At 69.6% G+C, this 17493-nt stretch carries 11 protein-coding genes; 5 read left to right on the top strand and 6 right to left on the bottom strand.

Going from position 1 to position 17493, the window contains the following annotated elements; translation table 11 throughout:
- Both VGF12_RS04705 and VGF12_RS04700 read left to right on the top strand, forming a co-directional pair.
- Positions 1-223, top strand: a 223-nt coding sequence (locus VGF12_RS04705) for a hypothetical protein (RefSeq protein WP_331174887.1), incomplete at its 5' end; no start/stop codon positions are given.
- A gap of 16 nt (positions 224-239) precedes the next feature.
- Complete coding sequence (locus VGF12_RS04700; protein WP_331174886.1) at positions 240-3185, top strand: hybrid sensor histidine kinase/response regulator; 2946 nt, start codon at positions 240-242, stop codon at positions 3183-3185.
- On the opposite strand, the gene VGF12_RS04695 is transcribed toward VGF12_RS04700, so the two are convergent.
- Positions 3157-4167 carry a sensor domain-containing diguanylate cyclase gene (locus tag VGF12_RS04695; RefSeq protein WP_331174885.1) on the bottom strand — a complete coding sequence of 337 codons (1011 nt, stop codon included), beginning with the start codon at positions 4165-4167 and terminating at the stop codon, positions 3157-3159. The genes VGF12_RS04700 and VGF12_RS04695 overlap by 29 nt on opposite strands.
- Before the next feature lie 32 nt (positions 4168-4199).
- On the bottom strand, positions 4200-4667 hold the full coding sequence (locus tag VGF12_RS04690; RefSeq protein ID WP_331174884.1) for an Lrp/AsnC family transcriptional regulator: 468 nt from the start codon (positions 4665-4667) through the stop codon (positions 4200-4202).
- A 110-nt stretch (positions 4668-4777) separates the two neighbouring features.
- Here VGF12_RS04690 and VGF12_RS04685 point away from each other — a divergent pair, with 110 nt between their 5' ends.
- Complete coding sequence (locus tag VGF12_RS04685; protein ID WP_331174883.1) at positions 4778-8314, top strand: indolepyruvate ferredoxin oxidoreductase family protein; 3537 nt, start codon at positions 4778-4780, stop codon at positions 8312-8314.
- 9 nt (positions 8315-8323) lie between these two features.
- Here the strand turns inward: VGF12_RS04685 and VGF12_RS04680 are convergent, their stop codons facing one another.
- Positions 8324-8869 (bottom strand): DinB family protein, encoded by a 546-nt coding sequence (locus VGF12_RS04680; RefSeq protein WP_331174882.1) that lies wholly within the window; start codon positions 8867-8869, stop codon positions 8324-8326.
- Between the two features lie 102 nt (positions 8870-8971).
- Here VGF12_RS04680 and VGF12_RS04675 point away from each other — a divergent pair, with 102 nt between their 5' ends.
- Positions 8972-11686, top strand: a complete 2715-nt coding sequence (locus VGF12_RS04675; protein ID WP_331174881.1) for a sensor domain-containing diguanylate cyclase — start codon at positions 8972-8974, stop codon at positions 11684-11686.
- A gap of 44 nt (positions 11687-11730) precedes the next feature.
- Entirely contained in the window at positions 11731-12861 is a 1131-nt protein-coding gene (locus VGF12_RS04670; RefSeq protein WP_414709998.1) for an ABC transporter substrate-binding protein, read from the top strand.
- On the opposite strand, the gene VGF12_RS04665 is transcribed toward VGF12_RS04670, so the two are convergent.
- The 3 genes from VGF12_RS04665 to VGF12_RS04655 form a co-directional block, all read right to left on the bottom strand.
- Entirely contained in the window at positions 12858-13814 is a 957-nt protein-coding gene (locus VGF12_RS04665) for a transglutaminase family protein (RefSeq protein WP_331174880.1), read from the bottom strand. The genes VGF12_RS04670 and VGF12_RS04665 overlap by 4 nt on opposite strands.
- A gap of 73 nt (positions 13815-13887) precedes the next feature.
- Positions 13888-16533 (bottom strand): circularly permuted type 2 ATP-grasp protein, encoded by a 2646-nt coding sequence (locus tag VGF12_RS04660; RefSeq protein ID WP_331174879.1) that lies wholly within the window; start codon positions 16531-16533, stop codon positions 13888-13890.
- A gap of 111 nt (positions 16534-16644) precedes the next feature.
- Positions 16645-17493, bottom strand: a complete 849-nt coding sequence (locus tag VGF12_RS04655) for an alpha/beta hydrolase (protein WP_331174878.1) — start codon at positions 17491-17493, stop codon at positions 16645-16647.

The raw sequence follows: 17493 nt of genomic DNA, 5'->3' as shown, positions 1-17493 counted from the left end.
CGGAGCCATCGCGCTGGACCGGCGACTGCGCCAGGCCTTGCGGGATGCCGGCGGCGAAGGCATCGCGCTGGCCCTGGGCGCAGGCCTGCTCGCGAGCGGCACGGGTGACGCGGCGGCCGCGGCGCAGGCCGCACTCGATGCCGCGCGCATCGAGGTGGGGGGCGGCCTGCGACTGTGTACCGCCCTGCCCGGCGGCGGCCACGAGCCGCCCGTCGCAGGTTGAGCGGCCGGACGCTCCGATGCGCCTGCGTCCGGCCCTGATGGCCTGCATGGTCGCCGCGCTGGCGGTCGTCACGCTGAGGCTGACGAGCATCGCCATCGCCCGCCAAGCTGCGGCCGGCGACGACGCACAAAGCCAGATGGTGGACGTCATCTCGCGCGACGCCACCAGCCTGCTGGTGCTGACGCAGGACTACGGCCTGCGCCATGGCGAGCAGACGGCACGCGAGTGGAACCTGGTACACCAACGGCTGTCCCAGGCGCTGGCAGACTGCGCGGCCATCGACGCCGGCCCGCCGGTCGACGCGCTGCAGCGCGCGGCACGGGCACTGCCGCCCCTGTTCACGGCGCTGCGGGCGGAGGCAGCGCGGGACGATGCCGAGGCGCACGCGCGTCGGGAGATGCTGACTGCGCAGCTCTTCGGCGAGACGCGCCGCGTCAGTGACGGCGCCTTTGACCTATCGCGCTACCTGGCCGAAAGGCGCCGCGCGGACGCTCGGCTGCAACGCTGGCTGACCGTGGCCACGCAGCTGTCGCTGCTAGCCGTCACGCTCGGGCTCGCCGGACTGCTGCTGCGCCGCGTGCTCAGGCCCATCGACAGACTGCGCAGCGTGGCCGCGGCCGTGGAGGGCGGCGACCTGACTGCACGCAGCGGCCTGCGACGCCACGACGAGCTCGGCCAGCTGTCCCTGGCGCTGGATGCGATGACGGCAGCCTTGCAGCAGCGCGACGCGGCGCTGCGCGAATCCAACGACCAGTTGGCACGCAACAAGGACTTCCTCGAGCGCGCCGGCCGCATGACCGGCGTCAGCGGCTGGGAGCTGGATCTGGACAGCCGCCAACTGGTCTGGACCACCCCGGCCCACGCGTTGAAGGAACTCCGCCCCGGCCCCGAGCTGGACGCCGAAGGCCTGCTGCGCAGCTTCACGCCCGACTCCGAACAGCGCCTGCGCGACGCCATGCGCGAGGCCAGGCGCACCGGTCAGGGCTGGGACCTGGAACTGGAGCTACCGACGCCCGACGGCCCGCCCCGCTGGCTGCACTCCATCGGCGCCGCCGAGCGCGAAGTTGGGGGCCGCGTCGTTCGGCTGGTCGGTGCCATGCAGGACATCACCGAGCGCAGGGAGGTGGCCGACACTTTGCGCCAAGCCACCGAGGCGGCCGATGCGGCCAGCGCGGCAAAGAGCGAGTTTCTGGCCAACATGGGCCACGAGATCCGCACGCCGATGAACGCCGTCATGGGCCTGTCCTTCCTGCTCGAGCGCACACCGCTGAATGCCGAGCAGCAGGACCTGATGGCCAAGATCAACAGCGCCAGCCGCTCTCTGCTGGACATCATCAACGCGGTGCTGGACCTGTCCAAGATCGAGGCTGGCGAGATGGCGCTGGAGGCCGCGCCCTTCGACCCGCGCCAATTGCTGCAGGAGGTCGCCGGCCTGTTCCAGCCGCAGGCCGCGGCCAAGGGCATCGTGCTCGGGCTGGCCCTGGGCGCAGACCTGCCAGCGCTGCTGCTCGGCGACGCGGCGCGGCTGCGCCAAATCGTTGGCAACTTGCTCTCCAACGCGGTCAAGTTCACAGCCGCGGGCGAAGTCCGCCTGACGGCCCGCTGCCCGAACCCCAGCGCGCGCCCGCTGCCGTTGGAGATCACCGTCGAGGACAGCGGCATCGGCATCCCGCCCGACGCGCTGGCGCGCCTGTTCACGCCCTTCACCCAGGCCGACAGCGCCACGTCGCGGCGCTACGGCGGCACGGGCCTGGGACTGTCCATCGTCAGGCAGTTGTGCGGACTGATGGGCGGCGGAGTCGATGTCAGCAGCACGCCCGGCACCGGCTCGCGCTTCGTGGTGCGCCTCACCTTCGAGCCGGCCCGCGACGACGCCCGGCCCGCAACGCCGCCGAGGCCCTTGCCGGGCTGCGAGCACGCCACCGCGACCGTGCAGCGACTGCCCGGCGTGCGCATCCTGGTGGCTGACGACAGCGCCATCAACCGTGAGGTGGCCCAGCGCATCCTGGAGGAGGAAGGTGCCGTCATCACGCTGGCCCACGACGGTGCGGCTGCCATTGCCCTGCTGCGGGCCGAGCCCTCCGGATTCGACGCCGTGCTGCTGGACGTGCAGATGCCGGTGCTCGACGGGCTGGCCGCGGCGCGTTGTATTCGTGCCGAGCTCGGCCTGCGCGAGCTGCCGCTGATCGCGCTGACTGCCGGCGCCCTGCTCAGCGAGCGCCAGCGCGCCCTGGACGCCGGCATGAATGACTTCGTCAGCAAGCCCTTCGACCCTGACGATCTGGTGTTGCTGCTGCGCCGGCGGGTGGAGCGCGCGCTGCCGCCCCCCCTTCCGCCCCTCCTGCCGGCCTCCGTGCACGCGAGCGACGTGCGGCCGCCTTCGCCCTGGCCTGTGTTGTCCGGCATTGCCGGCGTGCAAGCCCGGGCGCATCTGCAGGGCGACGTCGACTTCTTCGCCCAGTTGCTGGCCCGCCTGCTGGACGAGTTCACCGACCTGGTGGCGCCACCCGCCTCACCCGAGGCCGCGTGGGTGGCGGCGCGTCTGCACAAGCTCGGCGGCAGCGCTGCCCTGCTCGGGGCGACGGCCCTGTCCGAAACGGCACGACGCGGCGAGGCCCAGGCACGGGCCGGCGCCCGCTTCGACACGGACCTGCACGAGGTAGGTCGCCTGCTGGCCGAGCTCGCGACAGAGGCTCGCCCATGGCTGCGACAGCGCGAGGCGGCGCATCAGACCGAGAGGCCTGAGGCCGCGGCCCTGCCGGACACGAAAGCGTTGGCGCGCTTGCGCGAGGCGCTGCATGCTCAGGACCTGGCGGCCCTGGACCTGTTCGACGCGCTGGCGCCGGCGCTGCGCTCCGCCCGCGGCGAGGCGTCCTTCGATCAGCTGCGGAACGCCGTGCAGCGGCTGGATTTCAGCGCCGCACTGGCCTTGCTCAGCCCTGGTGGCGACGCGCCAGCTTGACGCGGTACATCGCCGCGTCGGACTCGCGCAGCACTTGTTCGATGTCTACCCGCTGGGGGTCCAGACAAACCACACCGACGCTGGCGCCGGCGTAGTCCACGCTGGTGGCGCCAGCCGGGTGCCGGCCAGCAGTGGCGGAGGCCAGGCGCAGCTGCAGCAGCTCCGCAGCCGCCGCGCCGTCCTCGTCCAGCTTGGGGCCGAGGCCGATGACGACGAACTCGTCGCCGCCCATGCGCGCCAGCACGTCGCCACCGCGCAGGGCCGCTTGCAGCTGTGCGGCCGTGCTGCACAGGAACTCGTCGCCCGCGTCGTGACCGTAGGTGTCATTGATCTGCTTGAAGCCGTCCAGGTCGATGGCGCCGGCCAACAGCCAGGTGCCGGTGCGCTGGGCCAGCGCGGCCAGCTGGGTCAGCTCCCGCATCAGTGCCCGGCGGTTCAGCAGCCCGGTCAATGCGTCTGTCAGGGCCTGCGTCTGCAGTTCGGCATTCGCGCGCTGAAGCTTCTCGACGAGGCGCTCACGCTCCACATGCTGCTCGATGAGGCGTGCGAACAGGCGCAGCACGTGCTCGGCCTCCGCGGTCAGCGGCCGGCGCGCCGAACTGGCGGCGCACAGCGTGCCGTACAGGGCGCCATCATCGGTGCGCACCGGCGTGCTGACATAGGTCTGGATGCCGAGCTGACGCGCCGCATCGGAGTCGCCCCAGAGGCTGGCGACGCAGTCGGTGTACGGCCGCCCCTCGTCGAGAGCCCGTTTGCACAAGGTGTCTCCCCAGGGCACGGTCAAGCCCTCGGGAATTTGCAGCTCGCGCGAGTTGCGCACGTACATGACGTGCTGCAGCCCGTTGTCGAGGTCGATCGTTGTCAGATACGTCGATTCCAGGCCGGTCACGGCCTCAAGCATCTCGAGCAGCGGCCGGGTCAGGTCTTCCAGCGTGCGGGCCTTGCTGACGGAATGGGAAAGCTGGGCGAAGAAGGAGTCCATGGCCGGTGGCGAGTGGCGACGGACCTACTGTGTCACACCGGCAGCGCTGTCTCGTACTTGACTTCGCGCAACACGACGTTACTACGCACGCTGGACACGCCGGGCAGCTTGAAGATGTGCTGCTGCAGAAAGAGGTCGTAGGCCTTCATGTCGGCGGCGACGACCTTGATGACGTAGTCAGCCTCGCCCGTGATGGCATGGCATTCGATGATCTCGCGCCGCGTCGTGACCAGACGCTCGAACTGCTCCACGGCGCCTTCGCTGTGCCGCACGAGGCTGACGTTGGCCAGCACGCAGATGGACAGGCCAACCTTCTCGCGGTCCACCAGCACCACCTGGCCGCGGATGACGCCACGCTCTTCCATTTCCCTCACGCGCCGCCACACGGGGGTGGCCGACAGGCCCACCTTGTCCGCCAGGGCCTGGGTGGACAGCCGCGCGTCGGCCTGCAGGGCCTCCAGGATCTGCAGGCTGGCACGATCGAGTTCAAGTTTTTCCATGATTGGCCTCTTTGGAGAAGAATCATCTCATCCGACGGGCAAAGCACTCGCATTGAGGCAAGTTATTGCGCCCATCCGCGGGAAGAATTTCCCGCCCCAAGGAGCCTTCAATGTCCGACACCCCCACCCTGCGCCCCTATCAGCTCAGCGACAACCTCGCGGCTGAAACCGGCGCCGTCTTCCTGACCGGCACGCAGGCCCTGGTGCGGCTGCTGCTGGCCCAGAAGAAGCAGGATGAGCGCGCCGGGCTGAACACCGCGGGCTTCGTGTCCGGCTACCGCGGCTCGCCATTGGGCATGGTGGACCAGCAGCTGTGGAAGGCGAAGAAGTTCCTGGACGCCGCTCACATCGAGTTCCTGCCCGCCATCAACGAGGACCTGGCCGCCACGGCCTGCCTCGGCGTGCAGCGCGTCGCGCTGGATCCGCAGCGCACCGTCGATGGCGTGTTCGCGATGTGGTACGGCAAGGGGCCGGGTGTTGACCGTTCAGGCGACGCGCTGAAGCACGGCAACGTCTATGGCACGTCGACAAAGGGTGGCGTGCTGGTCGTCGTCGGCGACGACCACGGCTGCGTGTCCAGCAGCACACCGCACCAGAGCGACCAGGCGCTGCAGGCCTGGAGCATGCCGCTGGTCCATCCGGGCAATGTGGCCGAGTACCTGGAGTTCGGTCTCTACGGCTGGGCGCTGTCCCGCTTTTCCGGCGCCTGGGTGGGCTTCAAGGCCATCTCCGAGGTCGTCGAGAGCGGCATGACGGTGAACCTGGACGCCGTACCGCTGGATTTCGAGCATGCCGTCGACTACACGGCCCCGACGAATCTGCACATCCGCTCGGTCGACCTGCCGTCGCTGGAACTGGAGTCGCGCCTGGCGCACAAGGTCGACGCGGTGAAGGCTTTCGCCAAGGTCAACAGCATCGACAAGCACATCGTCACCAGCCCCGCGGCAACGCTGGGTATCGTGACCGTCGGCAAGGCGCATTACGACTTCATGGAAGTGCTGCGCCGGCTGGACCTGGACCCCAACGCGCTGGCCGCCGCCGGCGTGCGCGTCTACAAGGTGGGCTTGGTGTTCCCGCTGGAGCCGACGCGCATCGTCGAGTTCTGCTCCAACCTGACCGACGTGCTCGTCATCGAGGAAAAGGGGCCGGTCGTCGAGCGCCAGATCAAGGAGTTGCTGTACCACCTGCCCGACTTCCAGCGCCCGCGCGTCGTCGGCAAGACCGACGAGCACGGCTGCGCGGTGTTGTCTGCCCTCGGCGAGCTGCGTCCGAGCCGCATCATGGGCACGGTGGCCGACTGGCTGGCGCGACTCAACCCGGCACTGGACCGCCGCCACCTCGTCGTCGACTTCCTGACGCCCCAGTTGCTGTCCAACGCCGCCGACGCGGTGCGCCGCCAGCCCTACTTCTGCTCGGGCTGCCCGCACAACACCTCGACCACACTGCCCGAAGGGTCACGCGCACTGGCAGGCATCGGCTGCCATTTCATGGCGAGCTGGATGGAGCGCGGCACGTCGGGCCTGATCCAGATGGGCGCCGAAGGCGTGGACTGGGCCGCACACAGCCGCTTCACGAAAGAGAAGCACGTCTTCCAGAATCTGGGCGACGGCACCTACTACCACTCGGGATACCTGGCCATCCGCCAGGCCATCGCGGCGCGGGCCAACATCACCTACAAGATCCTCTACAACGATGCCGTCGCCATGACCGGCGGCCAGCCTGTGGACGGCCAGACCAGCGTGCCGCAGATCGCTCGCCAGGTGGAGGCCGAAGGTGTGAAGCGCCTGGTCGTGGTGTCCGACGAGATCGGCAAGTACGACGGCCACCACGGCCTGTTCCCCGCCGGCACGACCTTCCACGACCGCAGCGAACTGGACGCCGTGCAGCGCGAGCTGCGCGACATCGAAGGCGTCACGGTGCTGATCTACGACCAGACCTGTGCCGCCGAGAAGCGCCGCCGCCGCAAGAAGAAGGAATTCCCGGATCCGCCGCGCCGCATCTTTATCAACGAGGCCGTCTGCGAGGGCTGCGGCGACTGCGGCGTCGCGTCGAACTGCCTCAGCGTCGTGCCCGTCGAGACGGACTGGGGCCGCAAGCGCGCCATCGAGCAGAGCAGCTGCAACAAGGACTTTTCCTGCGTGAACGGCTTCTGCCCCAGCTTCGTCTCCGTGCACGAACCGGTGCTGAAGAAGAAGGCCGGCGCGCGCTACACGGCACAGGACCTGGCCCGCGAGATCGCCGCCATCCAGCCGCCCTTGCCCTGGCGCTGGACAGGTCCGTTCGACTTGCTGGTGACCGGGGTAGGCGGCACCGGCGTCGTCACCGTCGGCGCACTGGTCTCGATGGCTGCGCACCTGGAGGGCAAGCAAGCCTCCGTGCTGGACTTCATGGGCTTCGCGCAGAAGGGCGGCGCCGTGCTGAGCTTCGTGCGCGTCGCGCCGACGCTGGACCTGTTGAACCAGGTGCGCATCGACACCCAGCAGGCCGACGTGCTGCTGGCCTGCGACATGGTGGTCGGCGCCTCGCCCGATGCCCTGGGCACCGTGAAGGCTGGCCGCACGGTCATCCTGGCCAACACGCACGAGCTGCCGACCGCGGGCTTCGTGCGCAACCCGGACGCGTCGCTGCAAGGCGACTCGCTGCTGGCCAAGATGAAGTTCGCCGTCGGAGAGCATGGCGCACTCGACACCATCGACGCACAGGACATCTCGCAGCGGCTGATGGGCGACACGCTGCCCAGCAACATCATCATGCTGGGCGCCTGCTGGCAGCGCGGCCTGATCCCCGTCAGCGAAGCCGCGCTGATGCGCGCCATCGAACTGAACGCCGTTGGCGCCGAAGCGAACAAGACCGCCTTCGCGCTGGGCCGTCTGGCCATCGCCGCCCCCGACGCCATCCAGCGACTGGCCGGCGACGTCAACGTCGTGAAGTTCTTCAACTACGACCAGCTCGACGGCCCGGATGGCCTCATCGAGCGGCGCGCGAAGTTCCTGACCGACTACCAGGACGCGGCCTACGCGCAGCGCTACCGCGCGCTGGTGGAGCGGGTGCGCACTGCCGAGGCGCCGCTGGGCAAGGGCCAGCGCCTGACGCAAGCCGTGGCACGCTACTACGCCAAGCTGCTCGCCATCAAGGATGAGTACGAGGTGGCGCGGCTGTACACCGATGGCCGCTTCATCGCCGCGATGAAGGAGCAGTTCGAGAACTGGGAACGACTGAGCTTCCACCTCGCCCCGCCGCTGATCGCCAAGCCCGGCCCCGACGGGCGCGCCCGGAAGATCGAGCTCGGTTCCTGGACCTTCTCCGCTTTCAAGTGGCTGGCGAAGTTCAAGGGCTTGCGTGGCGGCCCGCTGGACATCTTCGGCAGAACCGAGGAGCGTCGCATGGAGCGTCAGCTGATCCAAGACTACGAGAAACTGGTCGACGAGATCCTGGGGTCGTTGACGGATGACAACCTCAACACCGCCGTCGAGTTGGCCCGCCTGCCCGAGAAGATCCGCGGCTACGGCCATGTCAAGCATGCCAACGTCGTCGCCGTGAAGCAGCAGCGGCAGACGCTGCTGGATCGCTTCCACGGCCGCGCCGTGGAAGTCGCCGCACAGCCGGTGTCGATGCCGGTGCGGGTGAAGGGCGTCGCGGAGCTTTGAGGGCCGGCCTCAGACCGGCTCGGCCCAGCCCAGCGCGGCCATGTCGACCTCCCGGTGGGCGTGGTCGCCCAGCAGGATGAAGTCATCCAGCTGCGGTGGCTTGGTCGCCGTGCCTGCCAGCATCGCGTGCGCTTGCCCGCGATGGTGGGTCTGGTGCATGAAGAGATGCGCCAGCACCCGCACCAGTGGCTCGAGTGGACCAGCCTCCATGCCGGCGCCACGGTCGAACGCGACGACGCGCGCCTCATCCCCTGACCGCAGTCCGGCGCAGAACGCGATGAGCCGCTGGTCGCTCTCGTCCTGCCGCACCGCCAGTTCCTGCGCCGTCCTGGCCGGCACATAGCCCGCCCAGAGGCTGCGCATCGCCGCATCGCCGTGCAGCGCGGCGATGTAGTAATGGTCTACGTTGAGGAGATGGTTCAGCGTCCGCGCCAGGCTGGGGAAGAAGCCCGTGCGCGGTGCATGGAAATCCGCGTCCGACAGCGTTGCCACGGCAGCCAGCAGGCGCCGGTTGGCAAGGCGGCTGGCGCGCGCCTGGGTCAGGAAGATGTCCATGGCGAGCGATTGTGCGCGTCAGGGCCACCTGCAGTGGATGACGGCGCTCACCGGACATGCTTCAATGCCCCGCATCCCGACAAAAAGAAGAGAGACAAGAGCTTGCGCGACGACGGCAACACCCGGTCAGCGCTGGTCAACGCGACCGCGTGGGTAGCGGCCACGACCGCGCTGTCCCTCGGCCTGGTGCTGACGGCCGCCGCGGTCATCTGGCAACAGCAGCAAGCCGGCGTCGAAGTGCACCAGTTGCAGGACCGCCAGGTCGAGCGCCTGCAGGGCGATGTCGTCAAGCGGTTGACGATGCCGGTCTACGGCCTCAAGGGTGCGCGGGGGACGCTGGCGGCGCTGGACGGCAAGCTCAGCCGCGAGGCCTTCGACGCCTACGTCGATTCGCGTGATCTGGCCGGCGAGTTCCCAGGCGTGCGCGGCTTCGGGTTCATCGAGAGGGTCGCGCGCCACGATCTGGAGGGCTTCGTCGCAGCCCACCAGCGCGAGGGCTCCACGGGTTTTCGCGTGCATGGCTCGGGCACAAACGAAACGCTGTACGTCCTCACTCAAATCGCGCCCTTCTCTCGCAACTTTCCCGCCTGGGGCATGGATCTGGGTGCGGACCCGGTGCGCCGCCAGGCTATCGAACGCGCCATCGACACCGGTGAGGCCACGCTCTCCGCCCCGCTGAGGCTGGTGCAGGATCCGCTCAAAGGCCCGGGCTTCCTGCTGCTGGTGCCGGTCTACCGGCGAGGGCTGGACCCGGGCACGCCGGACCAGCGCCGCCTCGCTCTGCAAGGCGTGCTGTGCGCGCCCCTGGTGGCCAATGAACTGCTGCGCGGCGTGGCCGAGCCGGCGGCAGCACTGCTGGACCTGAAGCTGTCGGCCCGCGCGGGGGACGACGATTTCAAGCCGCTGCTGGCGGTCCGTCGGGGGCAGGCCCTGACACCCGACGAGGCGTCGGCGTACGCGCTGGCGGACGACCCGACCGCGGAGACGCTGTACTTCACGGTGGCCGGGCGCGAGTTCAGGCTGGACACCGTGTTGACACGTGGCGCCTCGATGACCCTGCTCGGCCTGTCCGGCCTGGGGCTGGAGGTGGGTGGTGCAGTGCTGAGCCTGCTGCTGGCCGTGACGGTCTATCTGCTGGCCACGGGCCGGGCGCGCGCCGAGCAAATGGCGCGTGACATGACGGCCGATCTCGCGCGGCTGGCGCGCGTGGCCAGCCACACGACCAACGGTGTCCTCATCACCGACCCCGAGCGCCGAATCGTCTGGGTCAACGACGGCTTCACGCGGCTGAGCGGCTACACCGCCCCCGAGGCGCTGGGCCGCCAGCCGAGCGAGCTGCTGCATTCCGAGCTCACCGACGCCGACACCGTGCATGGCATGCGCGAGGCCATGAGCGTCGGCATGGGCTGCAAGGCCGAGCTGATGCACCGCGCCCGAGACGGCCGCGACTATTGGGTCGACATCGAAATCCAGCCCCTGCTCGACGATGGCGGCGCACTCACGGGCTTCATGCTGGTCCAGTCCGACATCACGGCGCGCAAGGCGCTGCAGGCCCAGGCCGACGAAGCGCATCAAAGCCTGCAGGATCTCTACGACAACGCACCCTGCGCCTACTACGCACTTGACGGCAACGGCAGGTTTCTGCAGATCAACGCACTGGGCCTGAGCTGGCTGGGCTGCACGGCCGCGCAGTTGATCGGCCGGGCCAGCCCGGCCGACTTCTTCGACGACCCGGGTCGCGCCCTCTTCAACGACGCCTTCTCGCGCTTCATGCGCGAGGGCCGCATCTCGGGGCTGGAGTTCAATATCATCGGCCGCCACGGTGAGACGCGCCGCGTCAGCCTGTCCGCCACGGCGGTCTACGACGCGAACGGCGCCTTCCTGCGCAGCCGCTCGGTGATGTTCGACATCAGCGAGACGCACCGCATCCGCCAGCAGCTGCATCAGCTGACGCTGGACCAGGAAGCGATGCTGGAAAGCGATCTCATCGGCATGGCCAAGATGCGCGGACGCCATACCATCTGGCGCAACCATGCGCTCGAACGCATCTTCGGCTACGCCGACGGCGAACTGCGCGGCGTGCCCATACGGCAGCTCTACATCGACGACACCTCTTACGAGACGCTCGGCGCCCTGGCCTACCCGCAGCTCAAGTCCGGCGGCCGCTTTCGCACCCAGCTGCAGATGCGCCGCAAGGACGGGTCACTGATCTGGGTGGACCTGTCAGGCGTCGATCTGCCCGGCAGCGGCGGGGAGTCGCTGTGGATGATGGTGGACATCTCGCAAAGCAAGGCCCACGAGGCGCGCATGGAGCGCGCGGCCCTGCACGACGCGCTGACCGGCCTGCCCAACCGCCTGCTGCTGGCCGACCGCCTCAGGCAGGCCATCGCCGCCGCCGAGCGCACGGGCCATGTCTTCGCGCTGGCCTATCTCGACCTGGACGGCTTCAAGCAGATCAACGACAGGCACGGCCACGACGCTGGCGACGAGGTCCTCAAGGTCGTGGCCGCCCGGCTGCATGCCGGCCTGCGCACCAGCGACACGGTGGCCCGGCTGGGTGGTGACGAGTTCGTCGTGCTCCTGACGCCGCAGCAGGCGCCCAGCGACGCCGAGCCGGTGCTGAGCCGGCTGCTGGACGCGCTGTGCCAGCCCGTGACGCTGGCCTCGGGGGAGCCGGTGGCCGTCGGCAGCAGCGTGGGCCTGGCTCATTTCCCGGCCGATGGCCGCACGCCGGAAGTGTTGATGCGCCGCGCGGACGAAGCAATGTTTGCTAACAAACGCGCCAACCGCCCGAGCACAAGTGCCCGCAGGAGCTGATTTAGTTCACAGCGCCCCGCTTCCTGCCGAGGCATCATGGGTCCATGCAGACCCGTCGCCGCTTCAACCAATTCGCCCTGGCCGGCCTCACCCTGCCGGCGGCCATGGCCGCCCGCGCCCAGGACCGCGGCATCGTGCTCGGCCAATCCGTGCCGCTGACCGGCCCCGCTGCCCAGTTGGGCCTGCAGATGCAGCTGGGCGCCCGCGCCTACTTCGAAGCCGTCAACGCAGCCGGCGGGGTGGGCGGCATGCCCATCGTGCTGAAGACGCTGGATGACGGATACGACCCGGTACGCTGCAAGGCCAACACCGAGAAGTTCATCCGCGACGAGGTCTTCGCGCTGTTCGGCTACGTGGGCACGCCCACCTCGCTGGCAGCCCTGCCGCTGGCCACGGCCGCCCGGATGCCCTTCATCGCGCCCTTCACCGGCGCCGAATCGCTGCGCGACCCCTTCAACCGTCTGGTCTTCCACATCCGCGCGTCCTACTATGACGAGACCGAACTCATCGTCAAGCAGCTCACCCAGCTGGACCTGAAGAAGATCGCCGTCTTCCATCAGAACGACGCGTACGGCCAGGCCGGCCTCAAGGGCGTGCAGCGCGCGATGGAGAAACGCGGACTGCAGCCTGCGGCCGTCGCCACCGTGGAGCGCAACAGCGTCGACGTCGTCGGCGCACTGAAGTCCCTGCTGCCGGCTCAGCCCGAAGCCATCGTGCAGATCAGTGCCTACAAAAGCTGCGCCGCCTTCATCCGCGAGGCCCGCAAGGCCGGCTGGGGCGGGCAGTTCTACAACGTCTCCTTCGTCGGCACCCAGGCCCTGGCCGACGAGCTGGGTAAGGACGCCGCCGGCGTGGTCGTCTCGCAGGTCATGCCCTCGCCCTTTGGCACCGCGGCCGGCCTCGTGAGCGACTACCAGCAGGCCCTCCAGCGCCTGGACGCCAAGGCTGCGCCCAACTACACCAGCATCGAAGGCTATCTGGCGGCCCGCGTCGTCGTGGACGGCCTGCGCCGCCTGGGCAGCCGCCCGACAAGGGACGGTCTGGTCGCCGCACTGGAGACGCTGTCAGGCTACGAGTCGCGCGGCTACCGACTGCAGTTCTCGCCCACGCGGCATGTCGGCTCCAACTTCGTCGAGCTGTCCATGCTGACGGGCGACGGCAAGGTCAGGCGCTAGGCGCTAGGCGCAAGAGGAGCCGACTCGCCGCTCAACCAGGGCTCCACCGTCACGGCCACGCGCAGCATCGCCACACCGCCGCCGCGCAGCACGCCGCGCAGCGGTGCCACGTCGTCATAGTCGCGCCCCCAGGCCAGCGTGACGTGGTCCAAGCCCGCAGGCACGGCATTGGTCGGATCCAACGCCAGCCAACCCTGCTCAGGGCACCACAGCTCGGCCCAGGCATGCGATGCGTCCGCGCCGACCAGCTTGGGCACGCCCTCGGGCGGACGGGTTAGCAAATAGCCCGATACGTAGCGCGCTGCCAGGCCCAGTGAGCGGCAGGCGGCGATGAAGACATGGGCGAAGTCCTGGCAGACGCCGCTGCGTTGCGCCAGAGCATCCCCTGCACGAGTGGCAACCGTCGTGCTCTGCGGCAGATAGCGCAGGTCGGCGTGGATCTGGCGCATCAGCGACAGGCCGCCAGCGGCCAGGGTGCGCCTCCCCGAAAAGGCACGGCGGGCATAGGCGGCCAGAGCCTCGTCTGGCGCGGCATAAGCCGAGGCCAACGCGAACTCGTCTGCCTCCTGCAGCGCCCGCCCGGCACGGTAGCGCAGGCCCAGCGCGACCGACTCCCAGTCCGGCCCGCTCGCCGGGTCGGGTGCCGGGCGCTCCCGCAGTTCGGCGACAAAGCGGCTGTCGACGACCAGCTTCTCGTGCATGCGCGCATGGCCGAAGCTGAAGTGCCGGTTGCCCCAGGGGTCCCGGCGCAGGTGGCGGGCCAGCTCGGCCGAGTCCAGCTCCAAGCCTTCGATGCCCCAGCCATCCGGCAGTGGCGTGATGCCCAGCTGCCAGCCGCTCACCTGCTGCCAGGGCGTGTCGCGCGGCACCAGACAGGCTGCGTGATAGGCCCATTCCACCGCATCCTCGTAGGTGTACTCGGTGACGTGGTGGACGGCCAACTTGACCGTCATGGATGCGCCCTTTGCCCCGCACGCTGTCCTGTCAAGGACGCGCGCTCTAGCCTCGGGTGGCCCGACGTGGCCGTCATTGCCACACCCGCTGCTCCGCGCCGATGACGTGGGCGAAGTAGCGCTGGCTGATGAGGCTGGACAGCTCACCTGCCTGTGCCGCCGCACGCCTCAGGTACTCGACCAGCTTCGGCCCCGACACCGCCAGCTCGGCCAGCGGCCAGGTCTCGGGCGCGGGCAGCCCCGCGGCGATGTCCGCAGCCCAGCCGGGGTCATGGCGGGCCAGCTTCACGAAGCGGTCGCGCAGCGTGCGCGCGACCCAGGCCAGCGAGCGAGGATTGTCTGTGTCGTGCACCAGCAAGTGCAGCAGCGGCGCCGCCTCGCGGCGCGCCTGGAACTGCGCGCGATAGGTGATGGTGGAGTCGAACACGCCCAGCAGCAGCACGAAGCCGTCCTCCGTGAGGGCCAGGTCGCGCTCAAAGGCCTCTGCCAGCACTTCGGCGTGGAAGGACAGACGCTCGATCTGCCGGCCGATGGACAGCAGCCGCCAGCCATCGTCGCGCGTCATGCGATCCGTCTGGGCGCCGGTGATGGCAGCCAGGTGGGTATCGGCGCGGGCCAGCACATTGAGCACGTCGGTCATGGGCGCGGGGCCCGGACGGTCCAGCACGGCGCGCAAATGCTGCTCGAACTGCGCCGCCGTCTCGTGGATGAGACGCCAGGCCTCGGACGACAGGCGTTCGCGCAGGGCCTGGGCGCAGCCCTGCAGCGCGCGCAGGTTCCAGCCGACACTGGTGATGCCCGAGGCCGGCAGCAGCGCCGTCAGGAGCGCCCGCTCGAAGCCTCCGGGGTTGTCGGCGACGCGCGGCGCCTCGGCGTCGACGAGGCCGTGGCGCCGCGCGAGCGCATCCAGCAGTGGCAGCATGGGCGCCGGCATGGCGCCGCGTCGCACCATGACACTGGCCTCGATGACGTGGCGCGCCAGCCGCGCGCTGTTCTCGGCACGCTCGGTGTAGCGCCCCAGCCAGAACAGGTTCTCTGCGGCGCGGCTGGTCACGGTCCAGTGCACCTGAGCCAGGTCGGCGGCCTGAAGGGGCTGGGGCAGCAGCGTCGTCGCGTCGACCTCGCCGTCAGTCATGACCCAGGTGTCGGCGCTCAGGGACCCGCGCTGGATGGACAGCCAAGCATCCGCCAGCGGGTCGCGCCGCGGTGCCACGCGCGCCAGGCCACCGGGCAGCACGGTCCAGCCGCCTTGGCCGTCGGTCATCGCAAAGACGCGCAGCACGGCCACGCGTGGCTCCAGCGCGCCGCGGGTCCAGACCGGCTGCTTGGTGGGCTTGATCCGCGCCTGCAGCGTGTAGGCCGTGGGGTCGGCATCGATGCGCGCGGACAGCTGCCACAGTTGCTCGTCGGTCAGCTCGGCCGCGACGATCGGGGAGAAGCCGCGCGTCGTGCTGCTGGCTGAGAACGTGGGTACGACGATGAACTCCGCCAGCCGCGGGCGCAGCGTGCGCCACGCGCTCTCCTCGCCGCACCACCAGCTCTGGATGGCCGGTAGCGTCAGCGTCTGGCCGAGCAGGCTCTCGGCCACGCCGGGCCAGAAGGCCGACAGGCCCGGGCTCTCCAGCCAGCCGGCGCCCGGCATGTTGGCGATGACGACCTCGCCGGCCCGCGCGGCCTGCAGCAGGCCCGGCACACCGAGGATGGACTCGGGGCGCAACTCCAGCGGATCCAGCCAGGTGTCGTCGACGCGGCGCAGCAGCACGTGCACGCGCTCGAGGCTGGCGAGGGTCTTGAGATAGACCTTGTCGGCCCGCACCGTCAGGTCGGCGCCCTCGACCAGCGTGATGCCGAGGTAACGTGCCAGGAAGGCCTGCTCGAAATACGTCTCGTTGCGCGGCCCCGGCGTCAGCAGCGCGACTCGACTGCGCTCGCCGGCGGGCGAGAGCTTGGTCAGCACCTGAATGAAATCGCGGTAGCTCGCGGCCAGGCGCTGCACGGCCATCTGGCGGAAGGCCTCGGGGAACTGCTGGGCAATGATGAGGCGGTTCTCCAGCACGTAGCCCAGTCCGGAAGGCGCCTGCGTGCGCTGGCCCACTACCCACCAGTGGCCGTCGGCGCAGCGCGTCAGGTCGAAGGCCAACATGTGCAAGTGCACGCCACCCGCCGGATGACTGCCGTGCATGGCACGCAGGTACTGCGGGTGGGCCAGCACAAGGGAGGCCGGCAGCAGGCCCTGCTGCAGCAGGCGGCGCTCGCCATAGGTGTCGGCCATCACGGCATTGAGCAGGCGGGCGCGCTGAGCGATGCCGGCCTCGATGCCGCGCCACTCCTCGGGCTCGATCAGCATGGGCAACAGTTCCAGCGGCCAGTGGCGGGCCAGCGGTGCGCCATCCCGGCCGCCTTGGCCGGGCAGCGGCGGTGCGTCGCTGTGAACGTTGTAGCTGGCGCCATCCTCCAGCACACGGCGCTGCACGCGCAACGCCTTGGCGCTGAGCTCCTGCCAACCCGCCGCGCCGCCGGCGGCGAAGAAGCGGCGCCAGCGCCCCGCCAGTCCGCCCTGGGGCTCGCCGGGCCGGTTGACCTGACCGGTCAGCTCATAGAAATGGCCGTCACGGCTGCGCAGCGCGGCAGACAACGCCTGCGCCAGGGGGTCCGGCTCCAGCGCTTCCTCCGGCTCGTCGGGCAGCAGGCTCCATTGACTGGGGGTGAGCTCAGACATGGGCGAAACGGGTCGGGACGGTCATGCGGCGCGAAGAAGGCGGAAAGGGCATTGTCGAGCAAGCGCCTTGGCGGGCACTGGCGGGCGCCCCGATGTCGCGGCCTCGCGCTGCTAGCGGCCTTGCAGGAAGGCGCGCAGCACGCGCTCGGCGGCGTCGGGATCGTCACGCCAGGGCCCGTGGCCGACGCCGGCGAAGCGCTCGAACTGCACCCAGCTTGCGGGCAGCGCGGCGACGATTTCCTCGGCGTCCTGCAGCGGCGTGACGGGGTCCTCATCGCCGGCCATCACCAGCACAGGACATTGCACCGTCGCCAGGCCGGGGCGCAGGTCCATGCCGGGCAGCTCGGTTCGCGTGTGCGTGAACAGGATCTCCGGCTTGAAGATCATCCAGCCGCCTGCGTCGGGGTTCTTGGTCCGGGTGTTGTAGAAGTGGCGGCACAGTTTCTCGTACACGGCCCAGCTTGCGGGGCCGGGGTTCTCCCAGAACTCGCGTGTCGCTGCCGCCGCGTCCGGCCCGCCCAGGGCACCGAACCGCGCGACCTTGCGTTCCAGGCCGAAATGGTGCGAGGTACTGGACAGCACGACCTTGCCCGGATGTGCCGGATGGCGGGCCAGGTAGCGCTGCGCGACGAAGCCGCCGAAGCTCTGCCCCAGCACGATGGGCTTCACGATGCCAAGCGCGTCGCACAAGCGCACGACGTCGTCGGCGAACACGTCCAGCACCCATTCCTCGGCCGGTCGTGGATCGCTGCGGCCATGGCTGCGCAGGTCGAAATAGACGATCTGGCAGAGGTCCGTGAAACGACTGAAGAAGGGACGGAAGCCGGTGTGGTCAAAGCCGGGTCCGCCGTGGATGAGGACGAGGGTGGGCTTTTGGCGCAGCACGGGGCCTTCGGGCTCGTGCCCAAGGCCTTCGATGTCGACGAAAAGGCGGACGCCGGGTTGGATTTCTATCAGCAT

Source organism: Roseateles sp., from assembly GCF_036404855.1.
In the GTDB taxonomy this organism is placed as follows: domain Bacteria; phylum Pseudomonadota; class Gammaproteobacteria; order Burkholderiales; family Burkholderiaceae_C; genus Pelomonas.
The sequence above is the reverse complement of the archived record's forward strand: the minus strand, read 5'-3'. Positions and strand labels throughout refer to the sequence as shown.

Coding starts and splice junctions, on each gene's coding strand:
- VGF12_RS04700 (WP_331174886.1), top strand. CDS start 240: ATGCGCCTGCGTCCGGCCCTGATGGCCTGCATGGTCGCCGCGCTGGCG.
- VGF12_RS04695 (WP_331174885.1), bottom strand. CDS start 4,167: ATGGACTCCTTCTTCGCCCAGCTTTCCCATTCCGTCAGCAAGGCCCGC.
- VGF12_RS04690 (WP_331174884.1), bottom strand. CDS start 4,667: ATGGAAAAACTTGAACTCGATCGTGCCAGCCTGCAGATCCTGGAGGCC.
- VGF12_RS04685 (WP_331174883.1), top strand. CDS start 4,778: ATGTCCGACACCCCCACCCTGCGCCCCTATCAGCTCAGCGACAACCTC.
- VGF12_RS04680 (WP_331174882.1), bottom strand. CDS start 8,869: ATGGACATCTTCCTGACCCAGGCGCGCGCCAGCCGCCTTGCCAACCGG.
- VGF12_RS04670 (WP_414709998.1), top strand. CDS start 11,731: ATGCAGACCCGTCGCCGCTTCAACCAATTCGCCCTGGCCGGCCTCACC.
- VGF12_RS04665 (WP_331174880.1), bottom strand. CDS start 13,814: ATGACGGTCAAGTTGGCCGTCCACCACGTCACCGAGTACACCTACGAG.
- VGF12_RS04660 (WP_331174879.1), bottom strand. CDS start 16,533: ATGTCTGAGCTCACCCCCAGTCAATGGAGCCTGCTGCCCGACGAGCCG.
- VGF12_RS04655 (WP_331174878.1), bottom strand. CDS start 17,493: ATGCTGATAGAAATCCAACCCGGCGTCCGCCTTTTCGTCGACATCGAA.